At 32.9% G+C, this 15,920-nt stretch carries 13 protein-coding genes; 4 read left to right on the top strand and 9 right to left on the bottom strand.

All coding sequences use genetic code 11. The features are described 5' to 3' along the window. Positions 1–43 precede the first annotated feature (43 nt). A complete protein-coding gene (locus BED47_RS22005) occupies positions 44–1,249 on the bottom strand; it encodes a D-alanyl-D-alanine carboxypeptidase family protein (RefSeq protein ID WP_069035472.1) in 1,206 nt (401 codons plus the stop codon). Between the two features lie 288 nt (positions 1,250–1,537). Then, entirely contained in the window at positions 1,538–2,209 is a 672-nt protein-coding gene (locus BED47_RS22000) for a DNA alkylation repair protein (protein WP_069035471.1), read from the bottom strand. A gap of 187 nt (positions 2,210–2,396) precedes the next feature. Here BED47_RS22000 and BED47_RS21995 point away from each other — a divergent pair, with 187 nt between their 5' ends. Next, positions 2,397–3,608: an MFS transporter gene (locus tag BED47_RS21995; RefSeq protein ID WP_069035470.1), complete on the top strand. Its 1,212-nt coding sequence runs from the start codon at positions 2,397–2,399 to the stop codon at positions 3,606–3,608. 216 nt (positions 3,609–3,824) lie between these two features. Here the strand turns inward: BED47_RS21995 and katG are convergent, their stop codons facing one another. The 5 genes from katG to qoxA all read right to left on the bottom strand — a co-directional run bounded on the left by katG (position 3,825) and on the right by qoxA (position 10,687). Beyond that, a complete protein-coding gene (gene katG / locus BED47_RS21990) occupies positions 3,825–6,008 on the bottom strand; it encodes a catalase/peroxidase HPI (protein ID WP_069035469.1) in 2,184 nt (727 codons plus the stop codon). Positions 6,009–6,977: 969 nt separating this feature from the next. Further along, positions 6,978–7,259: a cytochrome aa3 quinol oxidase subunit IV gene (qoxD, locus tag BED47_RS21985; protein WP_069035468.1), complete on the bottom strand. Its 282-nt coding sequence runs from the start codon at positions 7,257–7,259 to the stop codon at positions 6,978–6,980. Beyond that, complete coding sequence (locus tag BED47_RS21980; RefSeq protein WP_056474257.1) at positions 7,256–7,855, bottom strand: cytochrome c oxidase subunit 3; 600 nt, start codon at positions 7,853–7,855, stop codon at positions 7,256–7,258. The genes qoxD and BED47_RS21980 overlap by 4 nt, the downstream gene beginning before the upstream one ends. Then, positions 7,824–9,788 (bottom strand): cytochrome aa3 quinol oxidase subunit I, encoded by a 1,965-nt coding sequence (qoxB, locus tag BED47_RS21975; RefSeq protein ID WP_069035467.1) that lies wholly within the window; start codon positions 9,786–9,788, stop codon positions 7,824–7,826. Before qoxB ends, BED47_RS21980 begins: the two co-directional genes overlap by 32 nt. Next, a complete protein-coding gene (gene qoxA, locus BED47_RS21970) occupies positions 9,788–10,687 on the bottom strand; it encodes a cytochrome aa3 quinol oxidase subunit II (protein ID WP_069035466.1) in 900 nt (299 codons plus the stop codon). Before qoxA ends, qoxB begins: the two co-directional genes overlap by 1 nt. Before the next feature lie 824 nt (positions 10,688–11,511). On the opposite strand from qoxA, the gene BED47_RS21965 reads away from it, so the two are divergent. The 3 genes from BED47_RS21965 to BED47_RS21955 all read left to right on the top strand — a co-directional run bounded on the left by BED47_RS21965 (position 11,512) and on the right by BED47_RS21955 (position 14,142). After that, entirely contained in the window at positions 11,512–11,841 is a 330-nt protein-coding gene (locus tag BED47_RS21965; RefSeq protein ID WP_069035465.1) for a DUF1904 family protein, read from the top strand. Between the two features lie 248 nt (positions 11,842–12,089). Further along, positions 12,090–13,448, top strand: coding sequence for an arsenic transporter (locus BED47_RS21960; RefSeq protein WP_069035464.1), 1,359 nt, complete (start codon positions 12,090–12,092; stop codon positions 13,446–13,448). Between the two features lie 28 nt (positions 13,449–13,476). Continuing rightward, complete coding sequence (locus BED47_RS21955) at positions 13,477–14,142, top strand: DUF2642 domain-containing protein (protein ID WP_069035463.1); 666 nt, start codon at positions 13,477–13,479, stop codon at positions 14,140–14,142. 113 nt (positions 14,143–14,255) lie between these two features. Here BED47_RS21955 and BED47_RS21950 read toward each other — a convergent pair whose 3' ends face one another. After that, a complete protein-coding gene (locus BED47_RS21950) occupies positions 14,256–15,467 on the bottom strand; it encodes a DUF4097 family beta strand repeat-containing protein (protein ID WP_069035462.1) in 1,212 nt (403 codons plus the stop codon). Further along, positions 15,464–15,919 carry a hypothetical protein gene (locus BED47_RS21945; RefSeq protein WP_069035461.1) on the bottom strand — a complete coding sequence of 152 codons (456 nt, stop codon included), beginning with the start codon at positions 15,917–15,919 and terminating at the stop codon, positions 15,464–15,466. Before BED47_RS21945 ends, BED47_RS21950 begins: the two co-directional genes overlap by 4 nt. Between the last annotated feature and the right edge of the window lies 1 nt (position 15,920).

Below are 15,920 nucleotides of genomic sequence, written 5' to 3'. Positions count from 1 at the left end.
GAATAAAAGGCGAAACGTAAACAATACGATTCGCCTTTTTAATTTACATATATTCTCTTTTCCTTTTTGGTTTTGTAATAAAAAATATTAACAGCAAAAGTAAAATTACCGATCCTGCAATGATAAATGTACTCATAGAAAGGATGGTCGGTCGGTCATATGATTTAGCAGCTAATAACTCAGTACTGAAAAGTTCCTCGTTTTTGGTCCATACTTCAACTCTACCAAGTTTTTGATTTTTAGAAATTCCATTTTCCTTGTATGACTTATCTATTGCACTTAAAGGTTTTATTTTTATATCGTAATTTGTATTCGTGCCTAGTGCAGTTAAAAAAGATAAATCATTTGGTATTTTTGTTTGAATTAGATCATTTCTAATTTTTAATTCTCTCTGCCAATCACTTTGTTTTATAAGAGTTTTTTTATGGATTCTTGAAAATGCATAGGAATCTAATAACTTAATATCTTGTAGATACTGTGGTTTTGATGAGCGTAATAAAATATTAATAATCATTTGGCCGTCTTTTTTATCTATTTCAATTAAAGTATTCCTAGCAGAATCAGTATATCCGGTTTTCCCCGCATAAAAGTAAGGATTTTTAAACATTTTTCCACGATTAAAAATATATACATTCTTTTGCTTAGATGTACTAATACGAGCATCTTTTGTACCCATTGCTTTAATAATTAATGGGTATTTTAAAGCTTCCTTTGTAATTAAAGCTAAGTCATGTGCAGTTGTATAATGATTTACATTGTGAAGACCATTTGGATTCATGAAATTTGTATGATATGCACCAATCATTTTAGCTTTTTCATTCATCATTTTTACAAAGTTGTCCATATTTCCGCCAACTCTTTCACCAATAGCATATGCTAAATCATTGGCACTTAAAATCATCATTGTTTTTAATGCTGTATTTCGATCTAAAACCTCTCCTTCAGAAAAAAGAATTTGGGAATTACTTTTTTCTTCTTGGATACTTCTTTTTGTCATTTGAATTTTATCATTCTCTTTTAAATAATCCATCATCACCATTGCGGTCATTATTTTCGTTGTGCTAGCTGGGAAATCAACTTTATTTGCGTTCTTACTATAAATTACTTCGCCACTATCAGCCAATATTGAAATTGCCTTATCACTAAATAGGTTTATTTCGTCTGCGTGTACAGTTTTTTGAATAAAGAAGCTACTAATTAAGCTAAAACAAAGACAAAATTTTATAATATTAGTAAAAGTAGATTTCATAAACACTAAATCTCCTTTGAACTTTTTTCATTTAGTTATTTCGTACAAGTCACATCACTCAAATTTAAAATATAATTCGACTAGATAAAAGAGGAGTGTTTTAAAGCAACAATACAGTGTGTAAACAAATAATAAAAAATTTGATTCCAGACTGATTGCAAGCGTTTGGTGGGCAGTCTGGATGGTTTAAAAAAACAATAATGCACCTATTATAACCTTTTCATACTAATGTCTCAACTTACTTAAATTAGTAAAATATATCGGTTATTTCCCGGAAAATCGACATATTTAACACTTCAATTTATCAATATATTTTAATCCCTCCCTTTTGCTTAAAGGTGACAAATTAGTTTGATTGATAAATAATTCAACCTCTTTAGGATTGATATAGGAATACTCTCTCAACGCCCAGCCTATTGCTTTTTGAATGAAAAATTCTTTGCTTTCTTTGAGTAGACGGCAATAATGAAATAAACGCTCCTGATCGGTTTTTTCCTTAAATTTCATTTGAAATAATATCGCGACTCTATTCAGCCACATATTATCCGAAGAGATCCACTTATTAGCGTACTCATCAATTAATGCAGGATAGATTAAAAAGTGATAACTAATTAATCGCCCAGCTATTGTATCAACAGTATCCCACCAAGACTTTTCGACTACTAGTTGTTCATATAATTTAATTCGATCGGGCTCTGCTTTTTTATACTGCCGATCTAAATATGTTAATGCAATATATTGAAATTCTCTTTCCTCTAAGCTCCAAATATCGATTATTGATTCTAAATTCGGTGGTTCACCATTACTCTTTTGATACTGTCTCAAAAGTGCATTTCGTTCTGGTGCTTTAATTCCTAAAAATGTAAATCTATTTTTCATATAAGCTTCCATTGCAGGTCGATTATTATTATTTTTATGTTCTTTAAAAAATCTCATTAACTCAGTTGAATACTTGTCCATTCTACACTCCCTACTGAATAATCCATTATCATTTTAAAAAATTCATAGCTACTTATTAAATGCAATTTTAACCATTTCTTATATTATAAATGAGCATAAAGTTTATTGAAATGTGTATGAAGCAAAATTGTGTAAATTTTCCGAAGATTGGTTTATGATAGATAAGTCAATTAGAAAGGAGGCTATTATGCAACCAGCAGTTAATTCAAAGGTTATTAATCAGTCAACAATGTATCAAATTTTATTTGCAATCAGTTTAGGCCATTTATTAAATGATTCTATGCAAGCAGTTGTACCAGCCATATTTCCAATTTTAGAAAAGACGATGAATTTAACTTATACAGAAATTGGATTCATAGCCTTTGCGCTAAATATGACTTCCTCTGTAATGCAACCCGTTTTTGGGATTTTTTCTGACAAAAAGCCTTCACCATTTCTCCTACCGATTGGTATGGCGTCCAGTCTACTCGGAATGCTTTGCTTAGCATTTGCACCTAATTTAATTATTGTATTATTATCAGTTCTATTAATTGGTATAGGTTCTGCCATCTTCCACCCAGAGGGCTCAAAAGTAGCCTTTTTAGCGTCAGGTTCAAAAAGAGGACTCTCGCAAGCGATTTACCAGGTAGGCGGAAATACAGGGAACTCACTGGCGCCAATCTTTACAGCACTAATTTTCGTACCATTAGGACAAAAAGGTGCTGCATGGTTTACGATTCTAGCTGCCATTGGGATTTGTGTCTTAATTTACGTATCCACATGGTATCGAAATAAACTAAAAGAAAACCCTTTTAAATTAAAAAGTAAAGCTCAGTCTTCAAGTGAAAATATCAAAATTACATCAGCTGTAAAATTCGCTATTATACTACTAGTATTTATTACATTTGCACGTTCGTGGTACTCAGCAGGCATAGGTAATTATTATCAGTTTTACTTAATTAAAAGTTATGGCTTATCAATTAAAAGCACACAATTATATTTATTTATCTTTATGATTGCAGGCGTAATAGGTACTTTCATAGGTGGAACGTTAGCTGATCGTTTCGGTAAACGGAATATGATTTTATTTTCATTAGTTGGTACATTCCCATTAGCCTTACTTTTACCTCATATCTCTTTGCTAGCAGTTATTCCAATATTATTTTTAATTGGGATCATTAGTTCAAGTTCTTTTAGTGTAATTGTTGTTTACGCTCAAGAACTCGTCCCTGGAAAAGTTGGTTTAGTAAGTGGATTAATAGTTGGTTTAGCATTTGGAATGGGTGCTTTAGGAGCAGTATTATTAGGTGTAATTGCCGATGCAACTAGCTTAAATTTCGTAATGAATTTATGTAGCTTCTTACCACTATTAGGTTTAGTAGCTTTTATGCTGCCAAATGATCGAAAAAAATCAGCTTAAGTAGGAGTATTTTCCAAAAAGCTCCTTTAAACTCATTTAAATTTACACTCCAAAAGGCTGTCTATATGACTGCCTTTTGTTTGTAGACAATATACAAAAACTTAAGTTTAGATTGATCCATACAATCTGCTTGGGCATACCGAAAAAATCCTCCCTGATTGATCAGGAAGGATTTTTATTTACCTCATACTATTTTCATATAGATTGTATATTTCCTCAACCGAGGTCGTAGCGGTCTGCATTCATGACCTTAACCCATGCAGCTATAAAGTCACGTACAAACTTCTCTTTGTTATCATCTTGAGCATACACTTCTACTATTGCTCGCAACACTGAGTTTGAACCAAACACTAAATCAACACTAGTAGCTGTACGTACTTTCTCACCCGTCTTGCGATCACGTCCTTCAAATACGTCTCCGTCTACTGGTGTCCACGCAATTCCCATGTCTAGCAAGTTTACAAAGAAATCATTAGTAAGTGTACCGACTTGTTCAGTAAATACTCCATGTTGAGTGCCATCATAGTTTGTACCTAGTACGCGCATACCGCCTATAAGTGCAGTCATTTCTGGAGCAGTTAGGCCTAACAATTGTGCCTTATCTACTAATAGCTCTGCTGAATTTACACTATATTGTTTCTTTTGATAGTTACGGAATCCATCAGCAATCGGCTCTAGCACTGCAAAGCTTTCTAAATCCGTTTGCTCTTGGGTTGCATCGCCACGTCCTGGAGTAAAAGGAACTTTTACATCAAAACCTGCATCTTGTGCAGCTTTTTCTACTGCAGCACTACCACCAAGTACAATTAAGTCGGCCATGCTGACTTTCTTATGCAGATGGTTTTGAACGCTCTCTAATACATTAAGTACTTTTGAAAGTTGTTCAGGCTGATTTACTTCCCAATCCTTCTGTGGAGATAGTCGAATTCGAGCTCCATTCGCACCGCCACGCATATCTGAGCCACGGAATGTACTTGCTGAGGCCCAAGCAGTATTTACTAACTCGCTAATTGTAAGTTCTGTATCTAGAATCATTAATTTGATTTTTTCAACTTCTGCATCAGTTATTTCATATTCTGAGGCAGGTATAGGATCTTGCCAAATTAAAACTTCTTCTGGGACTTCTGGACCTAAATATCTTGAACGAGGCCCCATATCTCTGTGCGTTAGTTTAAACCACGCACGTGCAAAAGCATCAGCAAAATCTTCTGGATTTTCATGGAAACGACGCGATATCTTTTCGTATTCAGGATCAAAACGCAAAGCCATATCAGCTGTAGTCATCATTGTTGGAACACGAACGCTTGGATCTTCAGCATCAGGAGCAAGATCCTTCTCCTCAGGATTTACAGCTAGCCACTGAAACGCACCAGCTGGGCTCTTTGTAAGCCACCATTGATATTTAAACAATAGATCAAAGTAACCATTGTCCCACTTTGTTGGGTTTGCAGTCCAGGCACCTTCAATACCACTAGTAATCGTGTCACGACCTTTACCAGAGCCATGAGTGCTTAGCCATCCTAGCCCTTGGGAATGAACCGGAGCTGCTTCTGGTTCTGGACCAACATGAGCAGCATCTCCTGCGCCGTGAGCTTTACCAAAAGTATGTCCCCCAGCGATTAGTGCAACTGTTTCTTCATCATTCATTCCCATTCGGGCAAATGTTTCACGAATGTCACGACCACTAGCAATAGGATCCGGTTTACCGTTTGGTCCTTCTGGGTTAACATAGATCAGACCCATCTGAACAGCAGCTAGTGGATTCTCTAGCTCACGGTCACCCGTATAGCGTTTATCCCCTAGCCATTCGGTCTCAGTACCCCAGTATACGTCTTCCTCAGGATGCCAAACGTCTTCGCGTCCTCCACCAAATCCAAATGTTTTTCCGCCCATTGATTCAATAGCAACATTGCCTGTTAGTATAAATAAATCAGCCCAAGAAATCTTGTTACCATACTTTTGCTTAATCGGCCAAAGCAGTCGACGGGCTTTATCGAGATTCCCGTTGTCAGGCCAACTATTAAGTGGAGCAAAACGCTGTGTACCAGTTCCTGCCCCACCACGGCCATCCCCTGTACGATATGTACCTGCTGAGTGCCAAGCCATACGTATAAAGAATGGACCATAATGTCCATAATCAGCAGGCCACCAATCTTGACTGTTTGTCATTAGATTATGAAGATCCTGTTTAAGCGCTTGATAGTCTAACTTTTTAAATGATTCTGCATAATTAAATTCTTCATCCATAGGGTTAGATTTTCTGTCATTCTGATGTAGAATGTTCAAATTTAACTGGTTTGGCCACCAGTCTTTATTTACTGTACCAGCCGATTTCGGAGTAGTAGTGCTACCATGATTAAACGGGCACTTTGCAATGTTAGAATTGTCATTCATTTCCATACTTTTTTCCTCCTTAAAAGTAAATAAATACCCAAATAATTATGTATCTTGTATTACCTATCAAACAAGATATGATTAATTATTATGCAATTATTATATTAAACTATTACATATAATAATAGAAATAACGCTTACAAATAAGATATTATTCACAACATTGTGAACAATTGATGACATTAACTTTTCTTGCGGAATACTTTGTCCTGTTCAAACCTTATCCCCATTGTTTTAATGTAATTGTTCATAAGTATAAACTCGAATATTTTTTATTACTTACTTCTACATTTAATACAAGACAACCTGCTATTAAATTTATTTACCTCTTTTTTATTTTTATATTAAACAATTTTGCTTTAAGTTTTGTAAGAAAATCAAAATTTACCTTTAAAAAAACGAAAAAAAAGCTCTTCGAATGTCGAAGAGCTTTTCAGTGTTGTACAGATACAAAACGGTCTATAGGGAAATCAAAATTTAGTGAAATATTATTTATATTCAATTTCAATTTTTTATAATTATTAACATTTAAAATGTTAAAGTATTTAACTATTTTAATTAACCAACAAACTATGGTTATTGCTTTTTCGGAAATTTAAAATGTTTAGAGCAAAGTTTAGATATATGTTTTAAATGATTAGTTTATAAGTTGATTTTCAATCATTATTAACTTACAAGCTGATAAAAATTCTGTTAGATTACACTAAGTAAAGGCTATTTGATTAGGTTTATATCGTAAACTTTTTTTGATGAATTAGTTGATTGGAATGGAGGGATGCTCGACTCCTATGGGATATGCGGGAAGGCTGAGACCCCGCAGGCTGGCCGAGGAGACTCAGGTCTCGCCCCATGGAAAGCGAGCATCCTGTAATGGAAATCAACAACTCTACTCCTTTACAAAAGTTTGATAATTAATTGACAAGATTGTTTTTTAACAGCTAAAAAGCTCTTCGAATGTCGAAGAGCTTTTAACTATTACATACCCCAAATTAATGTCCAAAGAGTACCGAAAACAATTGCTACTGCAATAAATACTGCGTAGCCTAAATTGATATATAATACTCCTTTATTTTCATTTTCATTCATATGCATGAAAACAATTAACTGAAGACCACCTTGTAATAATGCAGTTACAATTAAAATAATAAATGATACATTAAACGGTAAATTTAAATAGTAAACACTTAAAGCTATGATTGTTAGAACAAGTGATTGGATGAAGCCAACCACTTGATGCTTAGGGAATAATGCGCTCATCCAATCAGTCCTTTCACGTAAACAAAACTAAAGATAAAGATCCATACTACGTCTAAGAAGTGCCAGTATAATGAATAAATAAATGTTTTGTTTGCTGTAGTTTCTGTAATTCCCTCACGAGAAACTTGAATTAAGATTGCAATACCCCATAACATACCGAATGATACGTGGGCACCGTGAGTACCTAATAATACGAATAATGCTGATAATGCACCACTACTTTGGATTGTTGCGCCTTCATGAACGTAAGTAAAGAACTCTGTAATCTCTACTCCTAAGAAGACTGCTCCTAAAGCTAGTGTTAAAACAAGGAAGCTTATAAAAGCTTTTTTGTGATTTAATTTTATTGCGTTCACAACTAAACCAATCGTAAAACTACTTGTTAATAGGGCAAATGTTTCTATCATTACACCTTTCATCTCAAATAATTCTTTTTGAGTAGGTGCTGAACCAGTGTTATTCGCTAAAGTGAAGTAAACTGCGAACAATGTTCCGAATAAGGCAATCTCAGCTCCTAAAAATATCCAGAAGCCAAGAATCTTATTAGAACTTTCTTCACCTAGACTATACAGAGGCCTGCTGCTCATAATGATCACCTCGTAATTTTTTCTCTGTTTCAATAATCTCTTCTTTATGAATATGGAAGCCATGATCGCGTTGGAAAGAACGTGCAATTAAGCAAAGTGCGATTGGCACTGCAAATACAATCATTGGAACCCACCATTCAAATATTAAGAAGAAACCAAATGCCATAAATGCTGCACCTAAAATGAATGGTATACCGCTATTACTTGGCATATGAATATCTGTAATTTCACCTTCAAGTAATGATTTACCTTCTTTTTTAGCTTTCCAGAATGGATCTAAAGAATCAACTTTTGGAATTACTGCGAAATTATAAGGAGCAATTGGACTGCTTGTAGCCCACTCTAATGTTCTTGCATTCCATGGATCACCAGTTGTTTCTCTTGGTGCGTAACGTACACTGTAATAAATATTGTAAACAAGTAAACAGAATCCGATTGCTAACCCTACAGCACCAATTGTAGCAATCATATTTAATGGTCCAAAACCTGACTCAGCACTATAAGTATAAGTACGACGAGTCATACCTTTTAATCCTAATAAGAATAATGGGAAGAATGTTACGTTAAAGCTAACGATAATTGTCCAGAACGTAATCTTACCAATTTTTTCATCTAATTTGAAACCAAATACTTTAGGGAACCAGTAGTAAAATCCTGCGATTACCGCAAATACAGTACCTGGGATTAATACATAATGGAAGTGAGCAACTAAGAACATCGTATTATGATATTGGTAGTCAGCACTTGCCATTGCTAGCATTACACCTGTAACCCCACCGATTGTAAAAATCGGAATAAACGCTAGTGAGTACAGCATTGGAACGGTAAATTCGATCTTACCTTTTCTTAATGTAAACAACCAGTTAAATATTTTAACACCGGTTGGTATACTAATTGCCATTGTTGTAATACTAAAGAAGCCATTTACAACAGAACCTTGACCCATCGTATAGAAATGGTGAACCCACACAAGGAAACTTAAAGCAGAGATGGCAATCATACTGACAACCATGCTCTTATATCCGTATAAATTCTTTCTTGAGAAAGTAGCGATGATTTCACTATATATACCGAATGCCGGAAGAATAACGATGTAAACTTCAGGATGTCCCCAAATCCAGAATAAGTTCGCCCAAAGCATGTCATTACCATGTGCCATCGTAAAGAATTGAGTACCAAACTCACGATCAAACATCATTAATGCTAAAGCTACAGTTAATACTGGGAATGCGAATACGATAATAACGTTTGTAATTAAAATACTCCAAGTAAACATTGGTAATTTCATTAATTTCAAGCCTGGAGCACGCATTTTTAAAATTGTAACGATAAAGTTAATACCAGTCATTAAAGTACCTAGACCAGCAATTTGAAGCGAAATTGCGTAATAGTTATTCCCAACTCCTGGGCTGAATTCCTTACTAGCTAGTGGGAAGTAAGCTGTCCAACCAGCATCAGGTGATCCACCGATAACAAAGCTTAAGTTTAAAAGCATTGCACCAGCAAAGAATAACCAGAAACTTACTGCATTTAAGTAAGGGAAAGCTACGTCACGAGCTCCGATTTGTAAAGGAATAACGATGTTCATTAACCCAATAATGAAAGGCATCGCCATGAACAGAATCATAATTAAGCCGTGTGTTGTAAAAATTTCATTATAATGTTGTGCATCTAATATTTTTAAATCTGGTCCTGCTAACTGTGCTCTCATTAATAACGCATCTACTCCACCACGGAATAGCATTAATAATGCACACAGAATATACATTACACCGATACGTTTATGGTCAACAGTAGTTAACCATTCTTTCCATAAATAACCCCATTTTTTAAATTTGGTTAAACCAATTACAATAGCAAGAGATACAACAACGATACTCACCATTGCGCCATAGATCATTGGTTCACCTGTTACAAAAAAGTGATCCCATTTATAACCCATTATTTCATCCCCTCCATATTATCCATGTCATGGTGATCAGATGAATCCTTCATAGAACCATGTTGATGCCCTGCATTTTTACCTTCTGGAGCTGGTCTAAATTCTAAATGAGTCGAAGAATATGTCTTTCTACCTAAATGCTCAATTTTTAGTAATTTATTGAACTCTTTTTCTGTTAAAGCAGGAGCTGTTTCTTTAACGTCCTTAACCCAGCCGTTAAAATCCTTATTATTCATTGCTAGTACTTCAAATTCCATTCCAGCAAAGCCTTTACCATTGAAGTTACTGTTCTTACCTATATAAGAACCTTCATTTGAAGCAACAAAGTTTAATTTAGTTACCATGTCACTCATTGCATATTTTTGTCCACCTAATTGAGGAATCCAAAAACTTGTAATCGGACCAAATGAATAAAGTCGGAATTCAACATTTCTATTCGTTGGAATATTTACATAGTTAACTGTTTCAATTCCTTGTTCAGGATAAGAGAAATGCCATTTCCAGTTTGAAGAACTTGCATAAATAACAAGTGGCTTATCATTTTCATGTCCTTTTGGTACACTTTCAACTGCATTTGTTGTTTTAACAGTTACAACTGATAAAACTGCAACAATAATGATTGGGATGACAGTCCAAATAATTTCAAGTGTTTTACTTCCCTCTTCATGAGGAGGTTCGTAATCTTTTGGAAGTTTACTAGCACGATATTTATATAGAATAACAATATAAAGAATGTAAACTACTAGTAAAACTCCTAACATCATCAACATCGAGAAGATAATCGTATCTGCTTGCGTTTTAGCGACAGGACCCTTTGGATTAAGAACTGCAATCTTATCACAAGCACCCATTACTAATGCAACCAGCATGATCATCATGCCCATTAGAAATTTTTTCATTTCGCTCTTCCTTCCTATAACGTAAGTAAAAGTTCAAAATAGTTTTTTTGAATTATTTCTTAGATAAGTATTTTTATAAATTGTCACCAAAATGACAAACAATGTCCACAGTTATAGTAAGATACTTTAATTAAAAAAACAAACAATTAATTACCATTTTGAAAGGAAAAAAAGAGTGTTCACATTTTAGACATATTTGAAAATATGCTTTTTTCTAAAAAACCTATATATATCAATGGTTCAATCCGATTGCTCACTTATTCACAACGTTCACATTTTAGACAAATATTAGATTTTGATTAACTTTTTGTTCACATTTCCAAACTTACATATTAGTAAATTAGTATAATAATTTTTATAGAATTTTACGAAATAATCTGTATTTTCACACAAAAAAAATAACGCAGAATAATCTGCGTCAAAAAACAGGGTTATTAATTTGGTGAAGAGAAAAACTATTGTCCTAGCGCGTTCTTCTCTTCTTTAGGGTTTTTGGGGGTTCTAGGGTCGCAATTCACATTTTAATGTGTATACAAACGAAGAACTAAGAAAAACAATGGCTTGTTTCTTAAACTTCTTTTATTAATCTTAGATTACCACAACTGAAAATGATTATCAATACCAATTATTGGTTTTTTACCATCCACAGAATTACGCTGAATACCAAATGATCAAGATAATATGTTCATTAAGAACTGTGCAATCAAGGTATGATTCACGAAGCCAAATAAATATATTCCATGTAAATATCGTAAAACCCAATTTAGAAAATTAAACTAATTTAATTTTTGAGTTATAATGGGAGAAAAAAAGGTGGGACATTTATGCCTCAATTATTAATTAAAGGGATTTCAACTGATGATATTTGCAAAATTAGTAAGTCTTTAATCGAAGAACTTGCAGTGGTTTGTGAATGTGGAACTGATAATTTTACGATTGATTGTATCCATCCAACTTCAATTTTTAATGGTGAAATTGTAGAAAGCTTTCCATTCATTGAAGTAAAGTGGTTTGAACGTGGAGGTGAAACTAGAGATCGTTTCGCAGCTACAATCGAGAAACATATTAACACATTGAAAATTCCTGAATTTGAAATTGCTTTTATTACATATCAAGAAGATTGTTATTATATAAATGGAAAGAAATTTTCATAATGATATTTCAAAATAATTTAGGTCAGCGTAGCAGCTGACCTTTTTCTTTTGGAAAATTGAGTTTTTTCGGGGCATGTGTACCTATAGGACGATGTCATTTCGGGACATTTCAACTATGTGGACAAATATACAAACTAAAAAAAATGGTCAATTGACTAAGTACATGATTAGTAAAATTGAATATTAGTATATTAATCGGACAAGTAGGACTCAAAAAAATACTACCGATTAGAGAAAGGTGAATGAAAATGAATTTTGAAATTGCAATGACAGCATTTGTTTTCATTATGACAATGGCTGTCATATTCTGGAGACCAAAAGGAATTCATGAAGCATGGCCTGCTTCAATTGGGGCTATAATCATTCTAGTAACTGGAATTGTTAGCCGACACGATTTATATGACATTATAACGAAAATCGGTGGAGCTTCAATTACAATTATAGCAACAATTGTTATGGCTGTTATTTTAGAGAGCTTTGGCTTCTTTCATTGGTCAGCAGCTCGACTAGTTACATTGGCCAAAGGTTCTAGTTATCGATTATATTGGTACATTCAATTACTATGTTTTTTAATGACGTTACTTTTTAATAATGATGGTAGCATCCTCATTACAACACCTATACTAATAATTCTTTTAAAAAATCTACGCTTAAAACCACATCAACAAATACCCTACCTATTATCAGGTGCATTAATTGCAACTGCTTCAAGTGCTCCAATTGGCGTAAGTAATATCGTGAATTTAATAGGTTTAAAAATCGTACACATGCCACTTTATATGCAACCCTTAATGATGTTTGTACCTACAATGTTAGGCTTATTATTTATGTCGATTATGATGTATTTCGTATTAAAAAGTAAATTTCCAGAAGTGTTACCCGCTTCAACAAATGATATTGAAGAATCCTTTTTTATTAAAAATTTTCATCCGTTAAAAAGTAAAATTTCTGTTGAAACAAAAAGAAAAAGAACAAAGTTTATGCTTAAAATTTTAACTTTTGTATTTGTTATGAGATGTTTACTTTTTGTTGCATCCTTTATTTCAATACCAATTGAAATTGTTGCTGTACTAGGTTCCCTTATTTTACTTATATGGAGATGGTACCATTTAAGAACAAATCCTGTAGATATCTTAAAAAAGACACCATGGCAAATTCTTTTATTTGCATTCTCAATGTATGTAATTATTTACGGACTCCATAATGTTGGTCTAACTGATTTTATTGTAAAAGAAATTGAACCAATCGTTAACCAGGGACTTTTTAATTCCACTTTGGCAATGGGTGGATTAGTAAGCGTTTTGTCAAATCTTTTTAACAATCACCCTGCCCTTATGATTGGCACAATCAGCCTAACTGAAATGGGACTAGATCCAGTGACACTAAAAGCAATCTATCTTGCTAATATAGTTGGTAGTGATATAGGATCGCTACTGTTACCAATTGGAACATTAGCATCATTAATTTGGATGCACATTTTAAAGGAAAATAAAATTAAAGTAAAATGGAAGGATTATTTAAGCGTCACTATAATTGTGATTCCATTAACAACAATTATTTCATTAATATTATTATTTTATTGGATACAATTATTTTTTGCCCATTAATTTAATTACCCTTTAGGAGGAGATCTACGTGAGTGATGTATCTACATTGCTTGGAGAACAAGTCTCTGTAAGATTATCTGGAGATGTCATATTCGAAGGAATTCTTACTGATTTAGGACAAGATATTTTAGTGCTTTTTAACGGCATAAAATATTATTATATCCCTTGGATGCATATCCATATGGTATATCAAAACAATGAATTAAAAGAAAAAATAGATAACCCTAATGAACCATCCATTACACAAGAAATGGAGACAATTTCATATCGTAAAATTTTACTAAATGCTAAAGGAATATTTTCAGAAATTTATGTAACTGGTAATATAACTTTTCATGGTTATATTATGAACGTATTAAATGATTATCTTGTATTTTACTCACCTGTATTTCATACAATGTATATTTCTTTATCACATTTAAAATGGATCACTCCATATAACCATAGAGTGGTGCCATATAATTTAACAAATGAGACACTAGGGGTACATCCATCTACTACACCTTTACACAGGTCTTTAGAAATTCAGCTTAGAAAAGAAATTGGAAAGCTTGTTATTTTTGATGGTGGAACAGATCCAATGAAAATTGGACTTTTAAATAAAGTAGATAATAATCAAATAGAACTTTCCGTTGCGAGTGGACAAAATGTTTATCTAAAACTGGGACATATTAAATCTGTACACTTACCTTAGCTGGATATAACCTTTGATACAAAATGTATTTAAAGGTTTTTTTTGTAAAAAAGCAAATACTAATACGTCTTTAGTAAAAAAAGCCCCATACAATATATGGGGCTTTTACTCTTCTAATCTTTATTTACATAAATTGATCCATTTCTCGTTTTTAAATTAAGTTGATGTTCGCCACTTCCAACCATCGCCTTATTGGTATGATTTTCATCTTTATTTTTCATTTTCCATCCAATATTTCCACTAAAACTTCCATCATTTGTTTCCGCATTGATCGTTAGATTGTTATCCTTTAGCAAATCGATTTGAATTTCGCCATCATCAGAAGAAATTTTACTTTCACCATTTAATAATGCATTCTCAACATTAATTGCACCATTATTTGTTTTTGCGTTTACATTACCTTTATAATCTCGTAAGTTAATCTCTCCGTCATATGTCGTAATTTCACTTGTTCCTTCTATATTTGCATGTTCAATCGAAATGCTTCCATCTCTTGTAGTGGAATTTAAATAACCAGACATATTTTTGATTGTAATTTCACCATCTCTCGTTGCAATTTCACTATCACCTTTTAAATTTGCATTCGTTAAGCTGATCGAACCGTTTCTAGTTTTTGCAACTAAGTTACCAGTAACATTCTCAATATTAATTTGCCCGTCATTTGAATTAATGACTGTTTCATTGTCTTTATTTGATAAATTGATAGAGCCATTTTTTACATTTATATTCGTTAAAATGCTTTTAGGCAAATCAATATTTAGATGGGAGCTGTCATCCTTAAAGTGGAAAATCTGATGGTCATCATTACGAATCTCGATAATCAGTTTATCACCAAGTGTTTTTACTGAATAATAATCAGATACTTTTTCACTATCTTCTTTATCACGATCCGGAACTCTTATATTACCATTTACGTTTACTGAACTAGTATCAGTTCCAATTACACTGATTTCACTATTATTAGCGTTAATAATAACTTCATTAATTGATGAAGTGATCGTTTTCGAATCATTTATTTCAATATCTTTAGATTTGAATGTATAACCAATTTCTTTGACAAACAAATGACCAATACTAAATAGTAATGAAACAACCATCATTATTATAAGTAAAAAAATACTAAATCCATGAAAACGGAGTGTTTCTTCTTTTCTTACTAAATTGAATAGTAGTATTTCAATTCCTAATAAAATACAAGCAACTGGCCATGCATTAATAAGAAGCTTCGAATAAGGAATTGAAATAAAATTTTGTAAAAACCATAGTAAACCAATTGCGATTAAAATGATTCCCGCTGTTATAGTGCCAACCTTCCAATTCCTCATACTTCTTTTTTCGACTTTCCAGTTAATAATTTAATACCAAGACCGACAAAAACAATACTGATTAGTAAATTTTGTACTAAATTATAGTCGATAAAGATATTGTAATGTCTAGAAATATAATCAGAAGTGTTCTCTAATAAAGATAAACAACCAAAACCAATTAATACCCAACCAATTAAATACTTATTAAATTTAAATTGATGATGTAAGATAGGCTCATCTACTAATTCAATATCCTCACGATATTTACTATGATATTGAAGTGCATCAAAGTAGCTATAAAATACGATGACTGGTATAAAAAATCCAAAGCTTGAAATTAGATGGGTTAAAAATACTGTACCGAAAAATAACAGCATAAACTGCAATCCTCGACTCATTAATCCTAAATAAAAATGGCCAAGACCAGGTAAGATTGATAATAAATAAACTAATTTTTTACGTTTTTTCAAT

The sequence above is a fragment of the Gottfriedia luciferensis genome (genome assembly GCF_001712755.1).
Lineage (GTDB): Bacteria > Bacillota > Bacilli > Bacillales > Bacillaceae_G > Gottfriedia > Gottfriedia luciferensis_B.
Note: the sequence above shows the minus strand (reverse complement) of the source record. Positions and strands in the feature narration are given on the sequence as shown.

Bases quoted from the DNA above. Each gene is read 5' to 3' on its own strand.
- BED47_RS22005 (WP_069035472.1), bottom strand. From the start codon at position 1,249: ATGAAATCTACTTTTACTAATATTATAAAATTTTGTCTTTGTTTTAGC.
- BED47_RS22000 (WP_069035471.1), bottom strand. From the start codon at position 2,209: ATGGACAAGTATTCAACTGAGTTAATGAGATTTTTTAAAGAACATAAA.
- BED47_RS21995 (WP_069035470.1), top strand. From the start codon at position 2,397: ATGCAACCAGCAGTTAATTCAAAGGTTATTAATCAGTCAACAATGTAT.
- katG (WP_069035469.1), bottom strand. From the start codon at position 6,008: ATGGAAATGAATGACAATTCTAACATTGCAAAGTGCCCGTTTAATCAT.
- qoxD (WP_069035468.1), bottom strand. From the start codon at position 7,259: ATGAGCGCATTATTCCCTAAGCATCAAGTGGTTGGCTTCATCCAATCA.
- qoxB (WP_069035467.1), bottom strand. From the start codon at position 9,788: ATGGGTTATAAATGGGATCACTTTTTTGTAACAGGTGAACCAATGATC.
- qoxA (WP_069035466.1), bottom strand. From the start codon at position 10,687: ATGAAAAAATTTCTAATGGGCATGATGATCATGCTGGTTGCATTAGTA.
- BED47_RS21965 (WP_069035465.1), top strand. From the start codon at position 11,512: ATGCCTCAATTATTAATTAAAGGGATTTCAACTGATGATATTTGCAAA.
- BED47_RS21960 (WP_069035464.1), top strand. From the start codon at position 12,090: ATGAATTTTGAAATTGCAATGACAGCATTTGTTTTCATTATGACAATG.
- BED47_RS21950 (WP_069035462.1), bottom strand. From the start codon at position 15,467: ATGAGGAATTGGAAGGTTGGCACTATAACAGCGGGAATCATTTTAATC.